General features: G+C 44.2%; 21 protein-coding genes. 11 read left to right on the top strand and 10 right to left on the bottom strand.

Annotated elements, in window-relative coordinates; genetic code table 11:
- Positions 1-77: 77 nt before the first annotated feature.
- Positions 78-527, bottom strand: coding sequence for a YbaN family protein (locus tag BMX44_RS11325; RefSeq protein ID WP_090633081.1), 450 nt, complete (start codon positions 525-527; stop codon positions 78-80).
- 120 nt (positions 528-647) lie between these two features.
- On the opposite strand from BMX44_RS11325, the gene BMX44_RS11330 reads away from it, so the two are divergent.
- Together BMX44_RS11330 and BMX44_RS11335 are read left to right on the top strand one after the other, a co-directional pair.
- Positions 648-1118, top strand: a complete 471-nt coding sequence (locus BMX44_RS11330) for an FKBP-type peptidyl-prolyl cis-trans isomerase (RefSeq protein ID WP_218143957.1) — start codon at positions 648-650, stop codon at positions 1116-1118.
- Positions 1119-1269: 151 nt separating this feature from the next.
- Complete coding sequence (locus tag BMX44_RS11335) at positions 1270-4596, top strand: DUF748 domain-containing protein (RefSeq protein ID WP_090633083.1); 3327 nt, start codon at positions 1270-1272, stop codon at positions 4594-4596.
- A gap of 77 nt (positions 4597-4673) precedes the next feature.
- On the opposite strand, the gene BMX44_RS11340 is transcribed toward BMX44_RS11335, so the two are convergent.
- The 5 genes from BMX44_RS11340 to folX form a co-directional block, all read right to left on the bottom strand.
- A complete protein-coding gene (locus tag BMX44_RS11340) occupies positions 4674-5345 on the bottom strand; it encodes a DUF2780 domain-containing protein (RefSeq protein ID WP_090633085.1) in 672 nt (223 codons plus the stop codon).
- A 185-nt stretch (positions 5346-5530) separates the two neighbouring features.
- Positions 5531-5980 (bottom strand): CBS domain-containing protein, encoded by a 450-nt coding sequence (locus BMX44_RS11345; RefSeq protein ID WP_090633087.1) that lies wholly within the window; start codon positions 5978-5980, stop codon positions 5531-5533.
- Between the two features lie 231 nt (positions 5981-6211).
- A complete protein-coding gene (locus BMX44_RS11350) occupies positions 6212-6415 on the bottom strand; it encodes a cold-shock protein (protein WP_090633134.1) in 204 nt (67 codons plus the stop codon).
- A gap of 256 nt (positions 6416-6671) precedes the next feature.
- Positions 6672-7076, bottom strand: a complete 405-nt coding sequence (gene folK / locus BMX44_RS11355; protein ID WP_090633089.1) for a 2-amino-4-hydroxy-6-hydroxymethyldihydropteridine diphosphokinase — start codon at positions 7074-7076, stop codon at positions 6672-6674.
- Positions 7077-7078: 2 nt separating this feature from the next.
- Positions 7079-7450, bottom strand: coding sequence for a dihydroneopterin triphosphate 2'-epimerase (gene folX, locus BMX44_RS11360; protein ID WP_090633091.1), 372 nt, complete (start codon positions 7448-7450; stop codon positions 7079-7081).
- Positions 7451-7594: 144 nt separating this feature from the next.
- On the opposite strand from folX, the gene BMX44_RS11365 reads away from it, so the two are divergent.
- Both BMX44_RS11365 and BMX44_RS11370 read left to right on the top strand, forming a co-directional pair.
- Positions 7595-7897 (top strand): antibiotic biosynthesis monooxygenase, encoded by a 303-nt coding sequence (locus BMX44_RS11365; protein WP_090633092.1) that lies wholly within the window; start codon positions 7595-7597, stop codon positions 7895-7897.
- Positions 7897-9105, top strand: a complete 1209-nt coding sequence (locus tag BMX44_RS11370; RefSeq protein ID WP_090633096.1) for an iron-containing alcohol dehydrogenase — start codon at positions 7897-7899, stop codon at positions 9103-9105. The genes BMX44_RS11365 and BMX44_RS11370 overlap by 1 nt, the downstream gene beginning before the upstream one ends.
- A gap of 331 nt (positions 9106-9436) precedes the next feature.
- Here the strand turns inward: BMX44_RS11370 and plsY are convergent, their stop codons facing one another.
- Positions 9437-10054: a glycerol-3-phosphate 1-O-acyltransferase PlsY gene (gene plsY, locus BMX44_RS11375; protein WP_090633136.1), complete on the bottom strand. Its 618-nt coding sequence runs from the start codon at positions 10052-10054 to the stop codon at positions 9437-9439.
- A 24-nt stretch (positions 10055-10078) separates the two neighbouring features.
- Here plsY and BMX44_RS11380 point away from each other — a divergent pair, with 24 nt between their 5' ends.
- A complete protein-coding gene (locus tag BMX44_RS11380; protein ID WP_342708037.1) occupies positions 10079-10552 on the top strand; it encodes a dihydroneopterin aldolase in 474 nt (157 codons plus the stop codon).
- 279 nt (positions 10553-10831) lie between these two features.
- On the opposite strand, the gene BMX44_RS11385 is transcribed toward BMX44_RS11380, so the two are convergent.
- Positions 10832-11041 (bottom strand): hypothetical protein, encoded by a 210-nt coding sequence (locus tag BMX44_RS11385; protein ID WP_143056936.1) that lies wholly within the window; start codon positions 11039-11041, stop codon positions 10832-10834.
- A 330-nt stretch (positions 11042-11371) separates the two neighbouring features.
- Here BMX44_RS11385 and BMX44_RS11390 point away from each other — a divergent pair, with 330 nt between their 5' ends.
- The 3 genes from BMX44_RS11390 to BMX44_RS11405 all read left to right on the top strand — a co-directional run bounded on the left by BMX44_RS11390 (position 11372) and on the right by BMX44_RS11405 (position 16188).
- Positions 11372-13153 carry an SLC13 family permease gene (locus BMX44_RS11390; RefSeq protein WP_090633140.1) on the top strand — a complete coding sequence of 594 codons (1782 nt, stop codon included), beginning with the start codon at positions 11372-11374 and terminating at the stop codon, positions 13151-13153.
- Between the two features lie 1075 nt (positions 13154-14228).
- Positions 14229-14417, top strand: coding sequence for a hypothetical protein (locus tag BMX44_RS11400; protein ID WP_090633102.1), 189 nt, complete (start codon positions 14229-14231; stop codon positions 14415-14417).
- Between the two features lie 400 nt (positions 14418-14817).
- Entirely contained in the window at positions 14818-16188 is a 1371-nt protein-coding gene (locus tag BMX44_RS11405) for an ammonium transporter family protein (protein ID WP_090633104.1), read from the top strand.
- A gap of 33 nt (positions 16189-16221) precedes the next feature.
- Here BMX44_RS11405 and BMX44_RS11410 read toward each other — a convergent pair whose 3' ends face one another.
- Positions 16222-17052 carry a Mut7-C RNAse domain-containing protein gene (locus tag BMX44_RS11410; protein WP_090633106.1) on the bottom strand — a complete coding sequence of 277 codons (831 nt, stop codon included), beginning with the start codon at positions 17050-17052 and terminating at the stop codon, positions 16222-16224.
- 109 nt (positions 17053-17161) lie between these two features.
- Between BMX44_RS11410 and carA the strand changes: the two genes are divergently transcribed.
- The 3 genes from carA to greA all read left to right on the top strand — a co-directional run bounded on the left by carA (position 17162) and on the right by greA (position 22103).
- A complete protein-coding gene (carA, locus tag BMX44_RS11415; RefSeq protein WP_090633108.1) occupies positions 17162-18304 on the top strand; it encodes a glutamine-hydrolyzing carbamoyl-phosphate synthase small subunit in 1143 nt (380 codons plus the stop codon).
- A gap of 48 nt (positions 18305-18352) precedes the next feature.
- On the top strand, positions 18353-21556 hold the full coding sequence (gene carB / locus BMX44_RS11420; protein WP_090633110.1) for a carbamoyl-phosphate synthase large subunit: 3204 nt from the start codon (positions 18353-18355) through the stop codon (positions 21554-21556).
- Between the two features lie 70 nt (positions 21557-21626).
- Positions 21627-22103, top strand: coding sequence for a transcription elongation factor GreA (greA, locus tag BMX44_RS11425; protein ID WP_090633112.1), 477 nt, complete (start codon positions 21627-21629; stop codon positions 22101-22103).
- 22 nt (positions 22104-22125) lie between these two features.
- On the opposite strand, the gene BMX44_RS11430 is transcribed toward greA, so the two are convergent.
- Positions 22126-22488, bottom strand: a complete 363-nt coding sequence (locus BMX44_RS11430; protein ID WP_218143958.1) for a YhbY family RNA-binding protein — start codon at positions 22486-22488, stop codon at positions 22126-22128.
- Positions 22489-22519 lie beyond the last annotated feature (31 nt).

A 22519-nucleotide genomic window follows, 5' to 3' on the forward strand; every position in this document is an offset into this window, starting at 1 on the left:
CTACGTGTTTTAAAAAAATGGAAATGCCATTTATTTTCAGAATTGCGTTTCGATCGCGTAAATGCTGCGATATTGAACTATCGAACAGGTATGCGTGATAAGAAGAATGCCAGTATACAGGCAATGGTTGCGAGCATTATCTTTTGCCACATTTCCGGAACTATAAGAATAGACACACTGAAAGACAGTGCTGTCATAATATAGGCTAACCGTTTAGCTTTGCGTGGTATGCTTCTGTGTATACGCCATTGAATAATCACAGGTCCGGTATAACGATTGGTCAACAATTTAGTGTGAAATCGTTCAGATCCGCGAGCAAAACAGGCAGCTGCCAGTAACACGAAAGGCGTGGTCGGCAATACCGGTAATATAACGCCGAGCCCGCCCAGCATGAGTGCGGCACAGCCCGCAGCCAGATAAAAACTGCGGATTATCGGTGAATGGTGCAAACGCAAAAGACCGGCCGCCTCAGCAGCAAGCAATGTTTGCTTATCTGTATGGATGTCATTTTTTTTAGAAAGCTGCATAGTTCAGTCAATTAAAACTGTCCAAAAAGGATTCGTCAAAATGAATAAATTCATGCTAGGGTATATGATACCTGAGAGTATACAATTTAATCAAAGTTTAGAAAATTTTTGAGGAATCGCATGTCTGCAATTAAAAAATCATTATTTCCCGTTGTTTGTGTTGTTTTTCTGATAATGCTTCTGTTATCACAAACATTATTCGCCTATCAGGAACAGACGGAGAATCCGGAGCCTCAGTTTGAAAAAATCGACCGGAAAATAGGAGAGGGTAAAGAAGCGGATGTTGGCGACACTGTCAATGTTCATTACACAGGTTGGCTTTACGATGAAAGCGCACCGGACAAAAAAGGAAGAAAATTTGATAGTTCGCATGACCGAAAAGCGCATTTTTCTTTTATGTTAGGAGCCGGCAGAGTTATTAAAGGCTGGGACCAAGGTGTGATGGGTATGAAAGTCGGTGGTGAACGAACGCTTATCATACCGTCATCGATGGCCTATGGTAAACGTGGTGCCGGTGGGGTGATTCCACCGAATGCCACATTGATTTTTGATGTTGAACTGGTTGGAATTCAGGCAGAATCACCTTATTGATTCCTGTCAGACGGAGGTAAAAAAACAAGCCGGGTTTGTATAGTTATACCCGGCCTTTTGGGTAGAAGAATAGCGCGCGGTATATTTATGTAATCACGATATCTTTGCAAACGCCAGAGAACCGTAAAATCCATTAAACTAGGATGTTGGCATGAAGAATGTGCGCCATCAGGCACAACAACAGATTCAAACATCAGGCACCCGTTTTAAAACATGGAAACGGTTGGGCATCGGATTGTCTGTTTTAATAGCGACGATCGCACTCTTTGGTGTGCTGGGCTATTATTGGCTACCCGGGTATGCAAAATCCAAGCTTGAACTGCAACTGGCAGAGCTTCTGGATCGCCCGGTCAGCGTGCGGTCGATAGAAATCAAGCCTTATACACTGGAGCTGTTTGTACATGGCCTGCATATTGGTGAACGAGCGGATAGTGTCGATGCTTCTGAAACGTTCGTGTCATTTAATACGCTTCACATTGATATCAGCTCGAAATCAATTACACAGCGGGCGCCTGTAATCAGTACAGTCATGCTGGATATGCCACATGTTCGATTGGTAAGAGAAGGCGAGCATTTATTTAATTTCTCAGATCTGATCGAGAAATTCCTGCAAGTTCCAGATGATGAGGAAGATTCTGCCGCGCTCTTCTCGGTCAGCAATATTGTATTGAAGAACGGTCATATTGAATGGGTTGATCGTTTCAAACAAAATCATCAGGAAATAACCGAGGTCAATTTCGCCGTTCCTTTTGTTGCCAATCTGGACAAGGTAAAAGACAGCTGGGTAGAGCCTCATTTCAGTGCCAGCGTGAATGGGGCGCCACTGAGACTGGATGGCAAATTGCGTCCTTTTGCCAATAAACGTGAAGCAGCGCTGGCCTTTAAAGTCAGTGATATCGATATAACGCGTATTGATGAATATGTTCCGTTGCCCGTTGGAATCAGTCTGAAATCCGGTTATTTCGACAGTGATTTAATTTTAACATTTACGCAAGCCGGCGACGGTATGCCCGAGATCACGTTATCAGGGCAAACAGAGTTAAAACAGGTTGCCGTTGAGAATGAAGCTGTACAGATTCCCTATCAACTGAATCTGGGGACGCTTCACTTCGATTTGAACCGGTTTGATGTCACTGGCAGAAACCCTTCTCCTGTAGTTTTAAGTTTAAGTGATATTGCGGTACAGCCTGTTTCGTCACAATCGAAAAATTCGGAAGCAGCGGTTTCGTTACTAAAAATAACCGTGGACAGCGTGGTTGAATTGGCTAACCAAACACTAGCGTTGAAGAATGTGGCAATAGATGGCCTGCGCGGCCGTATTCATCGCGAGGCTAATGGTGGCATTGATCTGGTGCGTTATTTGAAATCTTCAGACTCAAATGCTAACGTAAGTGCACCAGCGAATGAATCCGAATACAAAGGAAAAACTTCTGTTCCGAACCCCCGTAAAAAACCCTCCGACGAAGCTTATCAAGCCTGGCAGCTGGCAAACCAGAAAGATATGCGGCCTCATGAAATGCTCCAGGCCGGGACTTCTATACCGTTACCCGGAAGGAAGCCGGCGTATGAGGCGTGGCTTGAGTTAGCCAGGCAGACAACCAAAGAAAGCAACAGTAAAAACAAACAAGCGAAAGAAAAAGACGGTTCGTGGGCTGTACAAATAGAGCAGTTTCGATTAAATAATGCTGCCATATATTTTGCTGATTTGACGTTGGATGATGTTGCGCCTATGGTGGTGGAGCCTTTGAATTTGACTGCAAAAAATATTGATATCAGTGGGATTAAACCGCTTGATTTGAAGCTTTCGGCCAGAGTAAATGAAGATGGTGTGATCGAGACTGAGGGTCAGCTGTCATGGTCACCGCCAACAGCGGATTTAAGTCTGAATTTGCAGATGGTAGATTTGGTTTCTTTACAAGGGTGGGTGGCCGATACGTTAAGTGTTCTGTTGACCAGTGGTGATATTTCCTTTCAGGGTATTGTCAAGGCTGAAGACGAACCACTCAAAGTGGTGGTTAACGGACAGAGTCGATTAGGTAATTTCAATGTTATTGATCAGGGAAGTGCCAGAGATTTGATTCGCTGGAACTATCTCGATATCGATAATCTGGATTTCGTCAATAATCCATTGAAAATTAATGTTGATACCGTAAAAATAGGTAACTTTTTCGCACGCGTGATGTTGCTGCCAGATGGAGAATTGAATCTTAAGCAAATCGTTCGACAGGAAAAGAAACAGGTTTCTGGGGATGAACAAGCTCAGTCAAACGCCGAGAAAAAAGACGACAGCAAGCCGATGCCATTGCGTATCGGTAAAATTATGCTGCAAAACGGTGATGTAGATTTCCATGATCGTTTTGTAAAACCTAACTACCATGCGAACCTGACCGGTTTGACCGGACAGATCGGCCCGATTCACGCTGAACGCTCTGGCTCTGTTGATATCAAAGGGCGAATTGATGGCGCTGCACCATTGCAGATTCAGGGTGATATTGAACCACTTGGTTCCGAGCTGATGCTTGATATTGTCGCAAGAGCAAAAGAAATCGATCTGCCGCCATTCAGTCCGTATTCAGGCAAGTATGTAGGGTATGCCATTGAAAAGGGAAAACTGTCTGTAGATGTACGTTATCACGTCGAAAAAGGAACGCTGACCGCTGAAAATAATGTTTTTCTGGATCAGTTTACGCTTGGAAAGCGTGTTGACAGCGAGGAAGCTATATCAGTGCCGCTTGAGTTGGCAATTGCTCTGCTCAAAAACCGGCGCGGTGAAATTGACATTCATTTACCGATCAAAGGCTCCATAGATGATCCACAATTCAGTCTGGGCGGAATTATCCTGGATGCTTTTATAAATCTGATCACACGAGCAGTCACGGCACCGTTCGCGTTGCTGGGCTCAATGCTCGGAGATGGCGAGGAGTTATCTGAAATTGATTTTACTCCAGGCTTTGCAAAAATCAATCCTGAAGCGGAGAGCCGTCTTCAGGCTTTATCTGATGTGCTTAAGGATCGGCCTGCCCTGCGTCTTGAAATCGCCGGCCATGTTGACCCCGTGAAAGACCGTGAAGGCCTGAAGCAGGCTATTCTGGAGCGGAAAATCAAGACAAGAAAGCTATCGGCAGACGCCAAACAGGGGAAAGCGGGCGGTTCTCTGGCAGACGTGGTTTTGACGCCGGAAGAGTATAGTAAATATCTTGAAATTGTCTACAAGGAATCGGATTTTGAAAAACCAACTAACTTTCTGGGTTTAACAAAAAGTCTTCCGGATGAGGATATGGAGCAATTGCTGATCGCGAATATTCAGGCGAGTGATGCTGATATGCAGGAATTGGCACAGGATAGGGCTTTAGCAGCACAAAACTGGCTAATGAAAAAAGGTGATATTTCCGGTGATCGTCTGTTTGTTCTGGGTATCCAGAATAATACAGCAGGCGAAAACGGGGAGGGCCATCGGGTAGAATTTATATTGAAATAATGTTTGTCAGGGAAACTAACGAGAGAGCGGCAATGTTCAGTCTTCTCGTTAGTTTGTGCTCTGTGCTCTCTATATACTTATGGTACGGATAATGCGGAGCGTAGCAGATTCGCTGTAACTTGACCGCTGGTATTCTGTACATAGTTTGTAACGATCGGGATAAACTGGCCGACCATGTCTGGTGACAGATTCAACTGTTGAAACGAAGCAGCTAGAGACGCTGCGCTGTTTAATGTGTTGCCAGCACCGCCAAGCATAGAAGATACGCCGCTACCCATACCTCCAAGGGGAGGCGATGCAGCAGGAGCGGCATTGAGCATTTCGTTGATGCCGGGAACCGATTGAGATAGTGTAGAGAATGCTTGTGGATCCATGCCGGCCTGTGCTGCCTGGAAAATCGCACCAGCCCCGCCCAGGGCCTGTTGTTGCGATACACCGAGCTGCTGGGTGAGCATATTAATCAAGCCTGCCTGTCCAGCCGTAGTTCCTGCCATATTTGTCATTCCTGAAGCCGCTGCAGCGCCAGATGCAATTGCCGCGTTGGCCTGGTTTGTCATTTCCGTTGCGGCCGTAGTGCCGGTTTGGATAGCCTGGCGTCCTGACTGTGCAGACTGTTCTACCGATGCTAAACCGCTATCGATTGTGCCGAGAGCGTTTTGATTGCCTCCACTAGAGGCGCAACCCGTTATTGCCGACGCCAAGCCTGTAATGCTGGCTACTGCAAACATGGTATAAAGTCTTTTTTTCATAATATTCCCCTTTAAGGTTTAATTTATTTGAAAAAATATATTAAATCAGCGGCTTTTGTATATGTTGGGTTAACTGTGCCTGTCGACTATGACATAAAAGAAATGATCAATCAACTTGTGAAGCTGTTATCCACGCACTGAAAGTTCGTTTTGAATAGGCGTCCAAGTCGATTAAATGAAATCTGTTAAGGACGTTGTTGGATTTCTTTGCTAATTTCGCGTTCAACTAGTTTTACCAGACTGGAGAACTCTTGAGATAACACTTGCAGCAGATCATCGAGCGTTACGATACCAATTAATTGCATATTGTCGTCGACTACCGGTACACGCCTGACAGCCTTACGGCGCATATATCGGATAACCTCCAATATGTCGGTATTTTTGTTAATTGAAGCAAGATCGGGCTTCATAATGTCGCCTACGGTGATAACCGTAGGATCAAGCTCTGTCGCCATGATTTCAACTACGAGATCTCTGTCGGTTACAATGCCAACGGGTTTCTGAATGCCCTTTTCCTCGGCAACGATAACGACATTACCGACATGGTGCTTGCGCATTAATCTGGCAGCTTCCTGAGCACATTCATCTTTTTGTATGGTAACGACTTCGCGGTGACAGAATTCGCTGACTGACATAATCTCTCCTTTTCTCTTTTGATCTAAGATTTAGAATACAATATATTACATAAGGCCAAATTTAAAATTGGCAAGTTAACTGCTACAACTAGGAGACAGCAGGTCGTTTATAGAAAATTGACCAGATTGGTTTGGAAGGATTATGACAAACTTGAGGGGGTTTCTGATTACAACGACTAAACCCCGGCAGCTGACCGGGGTGTGAAATACTTTATGTGCGCGCTTTGACGACTACTCTGGTCGAATATTGGATGCTTGCTTTCCTTTAGGACCGGTGGTTACTTCAAATACAACACGCTGTGCTTCTCTAAGAGACTTGAATCCACTGCTTTGGATTGCCGAGAAGTGCGCAAATAAATCCTCGCCACCATTGTCGGGGGTAATGAAACCGAAACCTTTGGAATCATTAAACCATTTAACTACACCTGTTGCCATGTTATTTTCCCTTAATAAAATTTTAATCTTGAAGTTATACCTGCATAAATCAAACATGCAGGCAGTCATCGAATATCAAGGAAAAAAGCCCACATCAACGGTACTATTCCATAACTTGAATCCATACGACTTTGACGAGTATACGCTGTATTTGTATTAAAAGTACAAAAATTTCAAATTTTTTGGATAAGTTAGAAGTAAAAGGAATTGAATGGTGGAAATGAGTGGCAAGCGTCGTTACAAAAATAACATTTGGTTATGTCAAATTACATTTGGATGTTGATAACAGCTCATCAACAGAATTTTTGACAAAATCTCTGGTGTAATAATCATTATCGACAATTTCGTTATTCCAAACAATAATGTCAAGATCAATAACTCTCGGCCCAAATTTAGGCAATGATCGATCCCTACCGAGTCTGTTTTCAAGTTGTTTTAAGTAATTTTTAAATGCCTTGCGGGATAACGGAGTCTGTATCTTTACTGCGCCATTGAGAAAGTCGTTTTGGCAAGTGATGCCGACAGGCGCAGTTTTAACCAAGGTGGAGACGCTTTCAACAAGGACTTCCCTGTGAAGAATGGCAAGGGTCGATTCAATATGTTTCTCAGGATAGATATTCGAACCGATACCAATAATACATTCATTATAGTTGTTAGCCATGTTTAATCGATTTGGTTGAGTTCATTCCGCCTGGCTTCCAGCTCGATAGATACAGACTCGGCAAAACGCAATGCGTGAGGTTTGTCGACTTCCACTCTGGCAAAACACACATTTTTGTTTTTCATGATTTCATCGAGAATTGACTGCGATAATTTCTCCAGCATTTTGAATTTATTTTCCTGGACTAAAGCAATGATATTCTTGGTTACAGTCTTATAGTTATAAGAGTGCTCGACAGAATCATTCATAATGGCATGATTCAGATTCACTTCAATCATCACATTAATGACAACATCTTGTAGCTTGTTGATCTCTTCCTCATTGAAACCAATGTATGTTCGTAACAGCAGGTTTTTAATTCTGATAATAGCCATTTAAAACAAGTGCATTCTAGTTTGTGAAAGGCGGCTTGATAATTTTTCCTTTTTATTTGTTATTACTATAGCTCAAGGTTTCCAACAACGACAAGAATTGATGGTATGCTTTTAGTAAAGTAATCATACGCAGGAGAAATGAGGATGTATGTGACCATTGTGCATGTATCGGTTAAGCCTGAGCATGTGGCGGTATTTAAAGAAGCCTGTCGCCTAAATCATGAGGGCTCCATTCGGGAGTCGGGCAATTTGCGCTTTGATATTCTTCAATCTAAAGAAGAGCCGACGCAGTTTGTGTTATATGAGGCTTACAAAACGCAGCAGGATGCGATGGCTCATAAAGAAACACAGCATTACCTGGATTGGCGTGAAACAGTGGCCGAATGGATGGCAGAGCCACGCCATGGCGTTGTGTATCATGGATTGCATCCAGCAGTTAACAACTGATGTTCGAATTTTCCATAGCGAAATTACCGCGCATCGAATTTGGTTCGGGCGCAATACTTCGGTTGCCGGGTATTATTACCAGCTACGGTAACCGTGTGCTGCTGGTAACCGGAGCGCATTCATATCAGCATCTCCCCGGCTGGCAAAAATTTGTTGATGCCTTGGCGCACCGGGCGATCCGATATAAGCAGTTCAAGGTTGGTGGAGAACCGTCACCTGCTCAGATAGATGAGGCGGTCAGGGAATTTGCAGACCAGGATATTGATGTGGTAGTGGGTATTGGTGGTGGTAGTGCGTTGGATGCGGCAAAGGCCATAGCGGGTTTGTTGAATCTGCAGTGTTCGGTCATGGATTTTCTGGAAGGTGTTGGACCGGAATTGCCATATCAAGGCCCAGCTGTGCCGTTGATAGCGGTACCAACAACCGCTGGTACCGGCAGCGAAGCTACCAAAAATGCCGTGCTGAGTGTACAAGGCGATCGTGGTTTCAAAAAATCTTTCCGTCATGAGAAACTGGTTGCAGAGTACGCAATAGTTGATCCTGAATTGTTGAGCAATTGTCCGCCCGATGTTGTTGCGGCCAATGGTATGGATGCACTGACACAATTGCTTGAGTCTTATGTGTCTTTAAAATCCAATGCTTTTACCGATGCGCTTGCGCTTAGTGGATTACAAGCTGTTCGTGATGCGCTAATTCCGTTGTATCAATCCTTCAGGGAAGTTGGTGCGCAAGAAGATGAATTAATTGCTATTTATCGGGAAAAAATGGCGTACGCTGCGCTACTTTCGGGCATAACGCTGGCGCAAGTCGGGTTGGGGTCTGTTCATGGGTTGGCGTCCCCGCTTGGAGCATTTTATCCTATTCCGCACGGTGTTGTGTGCGGTACACTCATTGCTTCTGCTACAGAAATTAATATTAGATGTATGCAGAGCAGAGAACCTGACAACAAGGCTATGGCCAAATATGCTTATGCAGCCGAGGTACTGTGTCATCAGCAATTTCATGATGAAAGTGTAGCACATACTGCCCTGATACAATTGTTGACGAATTGGACCCATGAACTGGAATTACCGTCTTTGTCAAATTATGGCGTTGATAACGAGGCATTGGGCCGGATTGTGGCTAATTCTCGGGGCAGTAGTATGAAAACCAATCCCATTGTGCTGCAAGATCCCGAAATCAAACAAATATTATTGTCGCGGTTATGACAATTCGTTATCGAAATAGTAAAGCAGAATAGAGCGGCAGGATTATATACAGCCGGCGTGTGTGCGATGCATGAGGATGTTGTGTAGCGTTTTCGGTTGAGATTTTGCCTGTCACTGTCAACAAGATGGCTCAGCGCCTTATGGGTAATTAATAGAGGAGTTAAGTGTAAGTGAGCGACAAGGATATGCTGTTACTGGTTTTTGTAATCTCGTCTATTGCGCTGATATACGTCGAATATTTCGCAAACTGACTTGAGCCGCGTGCTAGGGCAGCAACTACAATTTTTTTGATGGTCCTTTTTGCCCCGGATCTGATTTGTTTGCAGCAGGTTTATTGTGGAGGTGTTTTTTTCTGGCCAATGCGGCTTTCCCTGCCGGCGAGTAAGTTGGTGATATTGGCATGATGACGCCAAACTAACATCAGCGCCATCAGTAGTACAGAGAGAGTGTATAACGAATACCCGAAAACAAAATAATAAGTATATACCGGGGACAATATGGCTGCGATGATTGCTGCCAAGGAAGAGTAACGAGTAATATAGGCAACCGCTATCCAGGTAATGATTGCGAGCAGGCCAAGCAACGTATTTAAGCCAAGCAGCACACCAACAGCCGTGGCCACGCCTTTGCCGCCTCGGAAGCCAAGAAATACCGGGAACACGTGCCCTAAAAATACTGCCAGTGCGGTAGCGGCGACGGCTTCATTTCCGAGGTTCCAGGCAGGAGCATATAATTGCGTCAAAGTAATTGTCAACCAGCCTTTGCCGGCATCACCTGCTAGCGTTAATACTGCTGCTGTCTTTTTACCGCTGCGTAGTACATTGGTTGCACCCGGGTTTTTGGAGCCGTAAGAGCGCGGATCAGGTAATCGGAAAATCCAGCTTGAAATCAATGCAAATGGAATGGATCCGATCAGGTACGCGACAAAAATAAAAGCCAGCAGAGTCATCAGATTCGTGTTATCGCAGAAAAAATGCATACCATCATGATGGCGTATTACGTATTATATAAAAATTCAGTCAAAAATACGGTGTTGTACCGTATTGGTGTGTTTTATTTTCTTTTGATCATGGATATTATTTTTTTACGCAATTTTCGTGCAAAGACGCGAATCGGTATATATCCCTGGGAACGTAAAGTCGCCCAGACAATTCAGCTGGATCTCGAAATTGCTTTGCCCAATAAGCGTGCTGCAATCAACGACTGCATAGAAGATGCAATGGACTACGCGCAAATCGCCCAAAGTATTCACGTAATTCTTGCGGAGCATAATTTTTCCTTGCTCGAAGCATTGGCCGAACATATAGCACAGACCATTATGCTTCAGTATGAAGCGCCCTGGGTTAAAGTCAGTGTCGCAAAACTGGGAATAGTCCGGGATGTCGAAAAAATAGGCATTTGTATTGAGCGAGGTATCAGAGAAAAAATTGGTTGCAATGGAGAGTGAGCACTTTTCTATTGCGCTCAGTTATCTATCAATACTTAACCGATAGTCACTGGAGTACTGCCATCATCAAGCGGTCGTTGAATTCACGCATCTGGTGATGATTTGTAACGTTTACTTTTACTAAAATTTTACAGCAATACATCGAGAAGTTGATGTGAGAGTAAATCTGCAAGAATGTTTCTGTTTGTCAATATCGATTCCGACAACAGTTTGGTCTCTTCCGCTCTATCAATGTAGCAACACTCTATCAATGTAGCAACAAATAATATCGCTTAGTTATCAGTTGGTTGCTTTAGTGTCGTGGTCTTCTGGAAAGGCAAGCTGGCGTAGTGGTCGTTCGCGATCAACATAGGCAGCCAGTTTTTCCTTATAATTCCAATTGGCAGCCGGATGAATACTGTTATATCCATCGTAATTCTCATTGAGCAGATGATTATAAAGAACAAGCGCCAATCCATATAACGTCAGGCTAACGAATAAATCTTTCATATCACGTAATTTCATATTGCATGATGAGCTTCATTTGAAAGAAATAAAAACCTCTTCTTTCGAAACTCAATTAACAAACGGCGTTATTTCCACCGTTCAAAAAACAATTAACAATTGCTTTTTTAATGTACAGACAAAAGCATACCACCATTCCGTTTAAATTACACTAATCTTTAAAGTTCTGACTGATATGCGGAAATCCTGGCGCTATACAATGCGAAATATTTAATAGCTATTTAATATATGGCAATAATTATTTATTATTTCAAGTTATATAAATTGTTGCTGTATAGTACGCGGCGTCGGATTTATTTTCAGGATTTCAATGCAATGGAATGGCAAGGCTGGTTTGCGCTTGGATTGTGTATTGCGACGTTATTGACGCTAATATTTACCCGTGTTGGACCTCATTTGGTCATGACGGGAGCGCTAACGATTTTAAGTGTATCCGGAATTCTAACCAGTGAAGAGGCGTTGCTTGGGTTCAGTAATTCGGGTCTGATTACAGTGGCGGCCATGTTTGTTGTCGCGGCAGGCATGCATGCCTCGGGTGCGGTTGATTTGCTGGTCAATCGTATACTGGGCCGTCCGGTTACAACGCGCGGTGCATTATCCAGAATTTTTTTTCCTGTGGTGATATTGAGCGGGTTTTTAAATAATACTCCCGTTGTTGCAACCATGATTCCGGCAATTTATACCTGGTCTCGCAGGATAGGTATTGCTTCATCCAAGTTAATGATCCCTTTAAGCTATACAGCAATACTGGGTGGTACGCTGACGTTGATTGGTACTAGTACAAATTTAATTGTCAACGGGCAATATCAACTGTTAACCGGGGAAACCGGTTTTTCACTGTTTTCAATTACTGCTGTTGGATTGCCGGTTGCGCTTTCGGGTTTTCTTTTGATGTGGCTGTGGTTTCCGAGACTGTTGCCTGAGCGGACTCAAAACGAAGCATTTTCAAATCTGCGCGAATTTACTTTGGAAGTGTCTGTGGCACATGCTGGTCCACTCGTCGGTAAAACGGTCGAGAAGGCAGGTCTAAGACATTTGCAGCGCGTTTATTTGGTTGAAATTGAGCGAAACGGGACAGTTATCACTGCAGTGTCATCCGAAGAGACGTTACAGGGTGGTGACAGGCTGGTTTTTGCCGGAGATACGGATGCAATTTCAGATTTGTTGCGCATCAACGGTATTGTGCCTTCGATGAATGGAGATCATGCGCAAACGTTGATGACGCAGCGTGCCGAACGACGTCTGGTGGAGGCGGTTGTATCACCACACTGTGGTGCAATCGGGTATGCTATTCGTGATACGCGGTTCAGGTCGCAGTATGGTGCGGTTGTGCTTGCTGTGGCGCGTAACGGTGAACGAATCAAAGGAAATCTCGGAAATATCAGGTTGCAGGCAGGTGACACTTTGTTACTGGAAGCGAGGCCGGCTTTTGTCAGCCGTCAGCGCTACAACAAGGATTTTTTGCTGATTAACGATCTGAATACAGAATCACCGCGGCATGAACGTGCTTATCTTGCCTGGGCGATATTGACAGCAATAATTGTTGCGGCGGGTTTTGAAATTGTCAGTATGCTCAACGCGTCGCTGATGGGTGCTGGGTTGATGATTGTCACGGGCTGTTGCTCGACGGCTCAAGCTGAAAAAAGTCTGGATTTGACGGTGATCATCACGATTGCGGCCTCATTCGCATTGGGCATGGCATTACAGAAAACAGGTGTTGCTGAATTCATAGCAGGAAACATCGTTGAACTCAGTAATGGTATACCGTGGTTGTTGCTGATATTGACTTATCTGACAGTTTCGCTGTTGACCGAGGTGATCACCAATAATGCTGCGGCATTAATTATGCTGCCTATCATATTGGAAATTACCGAAAAAGCTGATTTGAATAATGTGCCTTTTGTTTTGGCCATCATGATGGCCGCTTCGGCGAGTTTTGCAACGCCCCTGGGTTATCAAACCAACCTGATGGTTTACGGGCCAGGTGGATATCGTTTCTCGGATTTTCTTAAAGTTGGACTGCCAATGAATGTGGTGACTGCAGTTGTTACAATAACGGTTCTGTTAATCGGCTGGCCTTTGACGACAACCGATTAAATGCTTGCAGAAATTGATACGTTGAAACGATTGATTACTGGGTTTGCAATTTTTACTGTGTACTGATTCATATCCGATTTGACGGTTACCGCTTTATTGGAAGTGACTGTCAGGTCAGATTCGGCTCAATAATTATTCCTGACACGGATAATTAGCCCGCCAGTTCCTCTTAGTATGGATACTGATCTTCAGCGAGTTCTTGTCAGATTGTTTGGCGCTGGATTCATTTTTAAAAAAGCTTTTAAATTTCTCTCTTATAAATTCTCCACCTTGTGAGTGCAAATCACTTAGACCTTGAAGAGCCAATTTTGCTGCTGCTTTACTGTCGACCTTCGAGTTAGGATCTCTAGCTAAAATTATCAGTGATACCATTTGGCCGCATCCGAACGTTTAATAAAGCCGTTCGTTGCGTAGTTGATAAATCGATCAAAATCTTTTTGACTGAAACCTCAAAAGTTTTTTTCGGAGTTGTTTTGCAAAATCCCGCTAGGTCCCGGGTGTGATCCTGGAAAATCTAAACTAAAAAGTCAAGCGGGAAACAGCACATTCGGTTTGCCAGAATTATCGAACGTAAGAACATGATTCATTTTGCGAAAATTTTATGCTGTTGCGAACTGGAAGTTCGCCTGCCACTAACGCAGCTCCTGTAAATGGACAAGTTACTTTTTTTTACAATTGCTTGACGTTCAGTATCGGATAACAGAATTTTATTCTGCTTGTTTCAACTGTCATCCAAGTTCTCCGGAAGTGCATCCGATTTGTTGGACACCCAATCATTGAAATCAAACATGCTAATTGGATAGCGTTATCATTGTCTTGCAACGGTGCGCTTGGCAACAGTGCGCATGCGTATTAACAGGTATTGTGAAAAAATAGGAATAGTAAGGAGGTATGAAAAATAGTTGCTTTCTTGCAACAATCCGAGTTGTTTTGCTGGTTTTTTGTTGAATCCTAAGCAAACTTGTTTTTTAAAGCTGTAAATTGTGGGATAAATCACTAACTAACTTTACTTTTACGGTTAGGCTGCATGATGTCTAATAACATTTCTTGTTAACGATAGACGGAGGATTGCAAAATGGAAATGGAATTTGCTGTTAAGGAGACAAGTGATTTTGATGAAATGGATGAAGTTCTCGATGAGATGATGGCGGACAGTCATGTGGTCAGAATCATCGAAGAAATGGAGTTCGTTGAAAATGAAATTAATGATTTTGATTATTTTGATGAATCAGACATTCGATATGAAATGAGAGACACGTTCTGATTTAATATTGTATTTATTTGGAAAAAGCGTGATAGAAACTTCTATGGTCAGGTTGCGCGCTATTTGCGGTAACCTGACCGATTCTTCTGATTGAACAATTTCAGTTTAATCAGCCAAAATTTGGTTGATATACTTCTTTGTCTGTTTGTGCTTCCTTTTGTCTTTTCCTTGTCGGCAATCCGTTACAGTTATTGTCTGCATTATTGTGCAAGTTATGAATGTGATTTTTTTCGTTATTACATTTGCCCTGTAGCATGAATGTGATCCAATTTGTGTCTGCTGCGTTCGTTTAGCGTGAATAGCGTTCGCACACTAAAATAAATGAGGTTTTGATTTTCAAGCTGAACGATAGCCTACCGAATATTCCAAAACAAAAGACCATCATATAAGGATAAATCGTATGAGAAAGCAAATTCAATTGATCCTGTCCGCGATAATCGGTTTGTTTTGCGTGAGTGCAAGTAACTTGGTTTATGCAGAAACTGCGGCGGTAATGAGTGAGGCGCGAACTGTTGCACAGTATAATTATATTATCCATATACTGGCGATGCTATTAATTGGTTTCGGTTTTTTGATGGTTTTTGTTCGCCGGTATGGTTTTGGTGCGGTTACAGGAACTTACCTGGTGGTGGCCATTGGATTGCCGCTATATATGTTGCTTCGCGCCAATGGTGTTTTCGGGCATCCACTACATCCGCATACGCTTGATGCTATTTTGTTTGCAGAGCTGGCGGTTGCTACGGCGTTAATTGCGATGGGCGCAGTACTCGGTCGTTTGCGTGTTTTTCAGTATGCGTTATTGGCAATTTTTGTTGTTCCTCTATATTTACTGAATGAATGGATTGTTTTGGATGACGCGTTTGGTTTGACAACAGGATTTCAGGACACAGCGGGATCTGTAGTGATTCATGCATTCGGTGCTTATTTCGGCTTGGCGATGTCGATCGTACTGACTACGGCTTATCAACGCAGTAGAACAATAGAATCTGATCATACTTCCGACCGTTTCGCCATGATTGGCTCGATGGTTTTATGGCTTTTCTGGCCTAGTTTCGCCACTGCACTTGTGCCGCTGGAAAATATGCCGCAAACTGTGGCGAATACATTATTAGCGCTGTCAGGTGCGACAATAGCAACCTATTTTCTGAGCTATAAGCTGAATGGCGGTAAAGCTTCAATGGTTGAAATGGCTAATGCAGCGCTGGCAGGAGGGGTTGGCATCGGATCTGTTTGTGATGTGGTATCACCGGCGGGTGCATTTGGTATTGGTTTGCTGGCTGGTGCCATTTCGGTGCTGGGGTATGTTTTCTTGCAGTCTGTAATGAAAAATAAAGTCAAGCTCCTGGATACGTGTGGCGTGCATAATTTGCATGGCATGCCTGGCCTGCTGGGTGGTTTCAGTGCATTACTTGTCGTGCCCGGTATTGCCGTTTCGCAGTTAACGGGTGTTGCAATTACCCTTGGGATTGCGATTGTAGGCGGCTTTGTAGCTGGATTCGTTGTTAAAATAACAGGCACTACACGTGAGCCGTATGAAGATAGTGCCGAGTTTGTGCACATGGCCGGGCCGGAAAGTGAGTGCGAAATCGAAATGATGCGAGAGCGTATCCAGACACTGGAAAGCAGGATAGCCTTGCTCACTATGCAGTCTGAGGATCAGCCCCGGGAAATTAAAGGGATGTTTGCAGGATTGGAGTCACAAATAGAAGCGCTGGAAAATGAAATTAAAGCATCGCAATCCGAGTCAATGCTTCATAAATCCGATTCATGAAACGCACATGCGTGAGCAATTTTGCCCATTTTTTTAATCTTCGAGTTGGGCGGTTTGTGAATCCGCAAGCGGATTTCTTGAGAATTCCTTGATTAAGTGTTTGACGCGAAGGCTATGGCTGCCTTGCCAATAGATTTGCCCACAATCAGGGCAGATCAAAAACGTGTTGTAGTATTTTTTCGTCAACGGTTTCAAGCGGTGCGCGATTAATTGTTTCTCGATTATATTCAGCTCTCCGTTGCAGCATGTGCAACGTGTCAGAGGTTTCAACCATGGACGCAAGTTAAATTTTGTTAATACTTCCTTGGCCTGAGCTTTAGGTACTTCAGCGCGCACAAAATAGCCGTGCTTGATAATCTTGCGCTGCAATAGTTTGCGGTCCCGGGTAAGTATGACGCGTTGAGTCTTGCTGGAAATTTCCGCTATGGTAGTATCATCAAAATGATTGCAGTAAATGCAGTCAAATCCGAGCAATCTTAGATAGCGCGCCAACCTTCCTAGGTTGACATCAATTATGAAACTGGGTTTGTCTACTATCCTGGGAGCAAGGTGCACTAGTTGCGCGTGACTGGCTTGTCGGGCTGTAAAAGAATAGAGAGGATGCGCATGTATGTTATCTCCTGGCTGAATGTAATAGTTAAAATCAACCGATACGCCGTTCACGATAATCAAATCAATTTCGGTATGTGGAACATTGTGAGATTCGATTGCATCTTTAACTGATGTCTTTCGATTAAAGCCGTGGGCGACTGCTGTGTTACGTTCGGCAGGTGAGAGAAAGTCGTTAAGTGCACCATAGAAGAGCAAATAGACGTATTTTTTTGCATAAGCATTATTCTGTGCTGAAGTCGGTATATCGTGCATTTACATAGAAACTCAAAAAAAAATCACGTATAATTTACGTTCCGTAAGCAGAGCATATCAGTATTTTCTGTCTAATTTCCCAATCCAGTCAAAACCCGAGGAGTTCTTTGTGTCCCAACGTCCGCCCGCAATTCTTGCACTTGCAGATGGAACAGTTTTTCATGGTGTTTCTATTGGCATTGAGGGTGTCACGGTAGGTGAGGTTGCTTTTAATACGGCAATGACAGGCTACCAGGAAATACTGACCGATCCATCTTACTGCCGTCAAATAATCACACTGACTTATCCGCATATTGGTAACACGGGCGCCAATTCTCAGGACATTGAGTCCGGTCAGATCGACGCCGTACATGCTGCCGGGCTGGTGATCCGTGATTTGCCGCTGATGGCCAGCAGCTGGCGTAAAGAAAAATCTCTAACAGATTTTCTTACAGAACATCAGGTGGTGGCTATTGCAGATGTCGATACGCGGAAACTTACACGTATTTTGCGCGAAAGAGGTGCGCAATCCGGTTGTATTATGGCAGGTAAAATCGATAAAGACCAAGCGCTTGCTAATGCGCGTACATTCCCGGGATTGGCGGGAATGGATTTGGCAAAGGTTGTGTCTTGCCAGCAGTCTTACACCTGGAATGAAGGTGAATGGTCTTTGGCTTCTGGCTATCAGGCGCAGACAGAAACGCAATTCCATGTCGCCGCATTAGACTTTGGTATTAAACGTAATATCCTGCGCAAACTGGCGCAACGTGGTTGTGCAATTACTGTCGTGCCGGCGCAGACACCCGCTGAGGAAATAATAGCAATGGAGCCAGATGGCGTGTTTTTGTCAAATGGCCCTGGAGATCCTGAGCCTTGCGATTACGCCATTTCGGTCACGCGTACATTGCTGGAAAAAAATATTCCTATTTTTGGCATCTGTCTCGGGCATCAGATCCTGGCACTGGCGAGTGGTGCTCGAACTGTTAAAATGAAATTTGGCCATCATGGCGCAAATCATCCGGTTCAGGATGTGAATAACCAGAAAGTTTTTATAACAAGCCAGAATCATGGTTTTACAGTAGATGCTGATACCTTGCCTGATACCGTCAGAGTGACGCATATATCGCTATTTGACAGCAGTCTCCAAGGGTTTGAGTTGCTTGACAAGCCTGCGTTCTGTTTTCAGGGTCATCCTGAGGCGAGTCCTGGTCCGCATGATGCCGATTATCTTTTTGATCATTTTATTGAAATGATGCGTGGTTTCAAGCATTAATGCAGTTCAGTTTTCTTAAAATAATAAAAATCATGTTTTTATCAGATCATGCCTAAACGTACCGACATACAATCCATTCTTATTATCGGTGCCGGGCCGATTATTATCGGGCAGGCATGCGAGTTTGACTATTCAGGTGTGCAGGCCTGCAAGGCTTTGCGTGAAGAAGGTTATCGCATCATACTGGTGAATTCTAACCCGGCAACAATTATGACTGATCCAGAAATGGCTGATGCAACGTACATCGAGCCTATTACCTGGAGAATGGTGGAAAAGATCATTGAAGTGGAGCGTCCCGATGCATTGTTGCCGACTATGGGAGGGCAGACGGCGCTTAACTGTGCGCTCGACCTGGTAAAGCATGGGGTTCTGGAAAAATATCATGTGGAGTTGATAGGCGCAACGCGTGATGCTATTGATAAAGCCGAGGATCGCGAGAAATTCAAGCAAGCGATGACCCGAATCGGCCTTGATTCGGCACGTTCGTCTATGGCGCACAGTATGGAAGAGGCAATGCAGGTGCAGGCAATGATGGGTTATCCTGTCATTATTCGTCCCTCTTTTACAATGGGCGGTAGTGGCGGTGGCATTGCTTATAACAGGGAAGAGTTTGTCGATATATGCGAACGCGGTCTGGATGCCTCGCCAACTAAGGAATTGTTGATTGAAGAGTCTGTCATAGGCTGGAAAGAGTTTGAAATGGAGGTGGTTCGTGATAAGCAGGATAATTGCATTATTATCTGCTCGATCGAGAATCTGGATCCGATGGGAATACATACCGGTGATTCAATTACCGTCGCTCCCGCTCAAACGCTGACTGACAAGGAATACCAACTTATGCGTGATGCATCCATTGCGGTGCTGCGCGAGATTGGCGTCGAGACTGGTGGGTCTAACGTGCAGTTTGCTATAAATCCAGACGATGGTCGTATGCTGGTTATCGAGATGAATCCGCGCGTGTCGCGCTCCTCAGCTTTGGCATCCAAAGCTACCGGTTTTCCAATAGCCAAAATAGCTGCAAAGCTTGCGGTAGGTTATACCCTGAACGAATTGGGTAACGATATTACCGGTGGGGTAACCCCTGCATCATTTGAGCCAACTATAGATTATGTGGTAACCAAAATTCCGCGTTTTGCATTTGAAAAATTTCCGCAGGCTAATGATCGTCTAACAACGCAAATGAAATCAGTTGGCGAAGTCATGGCAATAGGTAGAACATTCCAGGAATCATTACAAAAAGCACTGCGCGGATTGGAAACCGGTGTGGATGGTCTGGATGAAAAAACGGATAATGCTGAAAAAATCCAGTCTGAGTTGGCCAATCCTGGCGCGGATCGTATCTGGTATGTGGCTGATGCATTCCGCTGCAATATGACGATTGAGGAAGTATTTAATTTAACCCGTATTGATCCATGGTTTCTTGCACAAATTGAAGATTTGATCAGGCAGGAGCAGGCGTTATCCAAGAAATGGCTGGAAACACTTGATGAGCAGACTTTGCGCAAGTATAAACGCAGTGGCTTTTCCGACCGCAGATTGGCTAAATTGTTGCACACAGACCAAACAGCAGTCCGCATCTATCGTCATCAATTTAATCTTCGTCCGGTTTACAAACGGGTAGATACATGTGCAGCAGAGTTTGCTACAAGCACTGCATATATGTATTCCACATATGAGGAAGAATGTGAATCTTTTCCAACGGACAGGAAAAAAATAATGGTGTTGGGTGGCGGACCTAACCGTATCGGACAAGGGATAGAGTTCGATTACTGTTGTGTGCATGCAGCTTTATCGCTTCGTGAGGACGGTTATGAAACGATTATGGTCAATTGCAATCCTGAAACTGTATCGACCGATTATGACACCTCCAATCGCTTATATTTCGAGCCATTAACGCTTGAAGATGTACTTGAAATTGTTGCGGTGGAAAAACCCCATGGTGTGATTGTTCATTATGGCGGTCAGACGCCACTTAAGCTTGCGCGAGATCTGGAGGCTAATGGTGTGCCTATCATTGGCACCAGCCCTGACATGATTGACTGTGCAGAAGATCGCGAACGTTTCCAGAAAATGCTGCAGGATCTGGGGTTAAAGCAACCGCCCAACCGCACTGCGCGCAATCCTGAAGCTGCTTTGGACGCTGCAGAGGAAATTGGTTATCCATTGGTTGTTCGGCCTAGCTATGTGCTGGGTGGTCGTGCTATGGAAATTGTGCACGAGCAGGGTGATCTGGAGCGGTATATGCGAGAGGCAGTTAAAGTGTCTAATGATTCGCCAGTTTTGCTTGACCGATATCTGACAAATGCGGTTGAGGTTGATATCGACGCTATTCATGATGGTGAGACCGTTCTAATTGGCGGTATTATGGAACATATTGAGCAGGCGGGTGTTCATTCGGGTGATTCCGCATGTTCCTTGCCTCCGTTTAGTCTGCTGCCCGAGATGCAAGCCGAGTTGCGCCGCCAGACTGCAGCAATGGCGCGTGCGCTAAAAGTCGTGGGTTTGATGAATGTACAATTCGCCATACAGGACGGAAAAGTATATGTTTTGGAAGTCAATCCGCGGGCATCCCGAACGGTCCCTTTTGTCTCGAAAGCAACTGGATTGCCATTGGCCAAGATTTCTGCACGTTGCATGGCGGGTAAAACACTACGGGAGCAGGGTTTTTTTAAGGAGATAACTCCTTCATTTTATTCTGTAAAAGAGGCCGTTTTCCCTTTTATAAAGCTCCCGGGCGTGGATACTATCTTGGGGCCGGAAATGAAATCGACGGGGGAAGTGATGGGGGTAGGGGATACTTTTGCGGAAGCATTTGTAAAATCCCAGCTGGCATCGGATATACGTCTGCCAAAATCGGGCAAGGCCTTTATCAGTGTGCGTCAATCGGATAAATTTCATGCAATAGAGATCGCACACGATCTTGCGAAGCTTGGGTTTAAGCTTTATGCTACAAAAGGGACGGCTGCTACGCTCGCGGAAGCCGGGCTGGAGGTCGTTGCGGTCAATAAAGTGGCAGAAGGGCGTCCGCATATTGTTGATATGATCAAAAATGGCGAGATAAGCCTGATCATTAATACTGTCAAAAACAAAAGTAGTGCTATTCGAGATTCTTATTCAATCCGTCATGCAGCGCTTCAGGCCAGAGTAACTTATTATACAACGCTGGCAGGTGCGCGGGCAGCCTGTGTAGGGATGATCCACATGCAGGAGTTAAAAGCATATAATCTGCAAAGATTACATACACAAATATGATTATAGTCATAAACAATCAGTATCAACAAAACGTATAAATTTGAAAGTCAAACGGGGATAACAAGCAACAATGGGAACAATTCCTTTAACTGTGGCAGGTGCAGAAGCGCTGCGGAATGAATTACATGAAATGAAAACGGTGCATCGTCCTGCAGTTATTGCAGCAATTGCGGAGGCGCGTTCGCACGGAGATCTTTCTGAAAATGCTGAGTATGATGCGGCCAAGGAGAAACAAGGTTTCATTGAAGGGCGCATTGCCGAACTGGAAAGCAAATTGTCTAATGCGCAAATCATCAATCCTTCACTTATTAATGCGGATGGCGCGTGTGTGTTTGGTGCAACCGTAGAACTGGAAAATTTGCAAAATGGCGAATCGGCTACGTATCAAATTGTTGGTGATGATGAGGCCAATATAAAAAATGGTAAAATTTCAATCAGTTCCCCGATTGCTCGCGCTTTAATTGGTAAATATGAAGGAGACGTTGCAGAAGTACAAGCACCCGGTGGAATTCAGGAATATGAAATATTGAGTGTTAAATACATATAACGGTCATTATGCAATGTTGCTGTCAGTTCTGGTAGCTGCGTTTGGTACGGCGTGGCTCGCGTTTTTTTTCTGGTGTGTTGATTTTTTCTGTTTTTTTGGGATCAGTGTCTTCGGGTTTTTGGCGATAAATTACAAAAATTTTTCCAATTTGCTGAATAGGCACAGCATTGAGATTCTGGCAAATGGTTTCAAGCATTGATTTTCGAATATCACGGTTATCTAAATGAACTTTTATTTTGATTAATTCATGGCTTAACAGACCGCGGTCAATCTCTTCCAGAACGCTTTTTGTCAAACCGGCTTTTCCAATACTTACTATCGGGTTCAACAAATGTCCCTGAGCGCAAAACCTGCGACGTTGGGTAATACTTAGCTTGGGTGTCATCAGTAGATTAATTTGAATATCCAGAAATATA

The sequence above is a fragment of the Nitrosomonas marina genome, assembly GCF_900110145.1.
GTDB lineage: Bacteria > Pseudomonadota > Gammaproteobacteria > Burkholderiales > Nitrosomonadaceae > Nitrosomonas > Nitrosomonas marina.

Bases quoted from the DNA above. Each gene is read 5' to 3' on its own strand.
- BMX44_RS11325 (WP_090633081.1), bottom strand. From the start codon at position 527: ATGCAGCTTTCTAAAAAAAATGACATCCATACAGATAAGCAAACATTG.
- BMX44_RS11330 (WP_218143957.1), top strand. From the start codon at position 648: ATGTCTGCAATTAAAAAATCATTATTTCCCGTTGTTTGTGTTGTTTTT.
- BMX44_RS11335 (WP_090633083.1), top strand. From the start codon at position 1,270: ATGAAGAATGTGCGCCATCAGGCACAACAACAGATTCAAACATCAGGC.
- BMX44_RS11340 (WP_090633085.1), bottom strand. From the start codon at position 5,345: ATGAAAAAAAGACTTTATACCATGTTTGCAGTAGCCAGCATTACAGGC.
- BMX44_RS11345 (WP_090633087.1), bottom strand. From the start codon at position 5,980: ATGTCAGTCAGCGAATTCTGTCACCGCGAAGTCGTTACCATACAAAAA.
- BMX44_RS11350 (WP_090633134.1), bottom strand. From the start codon at position 6,415: ATGGCAACAGGTGTAGTTAAATGGTTTAATGATTCCAAAGGTTTCGGT.
- folK (WP_090633089.1), bottom strand. From the start codon at position 7,076: ATGGCTAACAACTATAATGAATGTATTATTGGTATCGGTTCGAATATC.
- folX (WP_090633091.1), bottom strand. From the start codon at position 7,450: ATGGCTATTATCAGAATTAAAAACCTGCTGTTACGAACATACATTGGT.
- BMX44_RS11365 (WP_090633092.1), top strand. From the start codon at position 7,595: ATGTATGTGACCATTGTGCATGTATCGGTTAAGCCTGAGCATGTGGCG.
- BMX44_RS11370 (WP_090633096.1), top strand. From the start codon at position 7,897: ATGTTCGAATTTTCCATAGCGAAATTACCGCGCATCGAATTTGGTTCG.
- plsY (WP_090633136.1), bottom strand. From the start codon at position 10,054: ATGACTCTGCTGGCTTTTATTTTTGTCGCGTACCTGATCGGATCCATT.
- BMX44_RS11380 (WP_342708037.1), top strand. From the start codon at position 10,079: ATGCATACCATCATGATGGCGTATTACGTATTATATAAAAATTCAGTC.
- BMX44_RS11385 (WP_143056936.1), bottom strand. From the start codon at position 11,041: ATGAAAGATTTATTCGTTAGCCTGACGTTATATGGATTGGCGCTTGTT.
- BMX44_RS11390 (WP_090633140.1), top strand. From the start codon at position 11,372: ATGGAATGGCAAGGCTGGTTTGCGCTTGGATTGTGTATTGCGACGTTA.
- BMX44_RS11400 (WP_090633102.1), top strand. From the start codon at position 14,229: ATGGAAATGGAATTTGCTGTTAAGGAGACAAGTGATTTTGATGAAATG.
- BMX44_RS11405 (WP_090633104.1), top strand. From the start codon at position 14,818: ATGAGAAAGCAAATTCAATTGATCCTGTCCGCGATAATCGGTTTGTTT.
- BMX44_RS11410 (WP_090633106.1), bottom strand. From the start codon at position 17,052: ATGCACGATATACCGACTTCAGCACAGAATAATGCTTATGCAAAAAAA.
- carB (WP_090633110.1), top strand. From the start codon at position 18,353: ATGCCTAAACGTACCGACATACAATCCATTCTTATTATCGGTGCCGGG.
- greA (WP_090633112.1), top strand. From the start codon at position 21,627: ATGGGAACAATTCCTTTAACTGTGGCAGGTGCAGAAGCGCTGCGGAAT.
- BMX44_RS11430 (WP_218143958.1), bottom strand. From the start codon at position 22,488: ATGACACCCAAGCTAAGTATTACCCAACGTCGCAGGTTTTGCGCTCAG.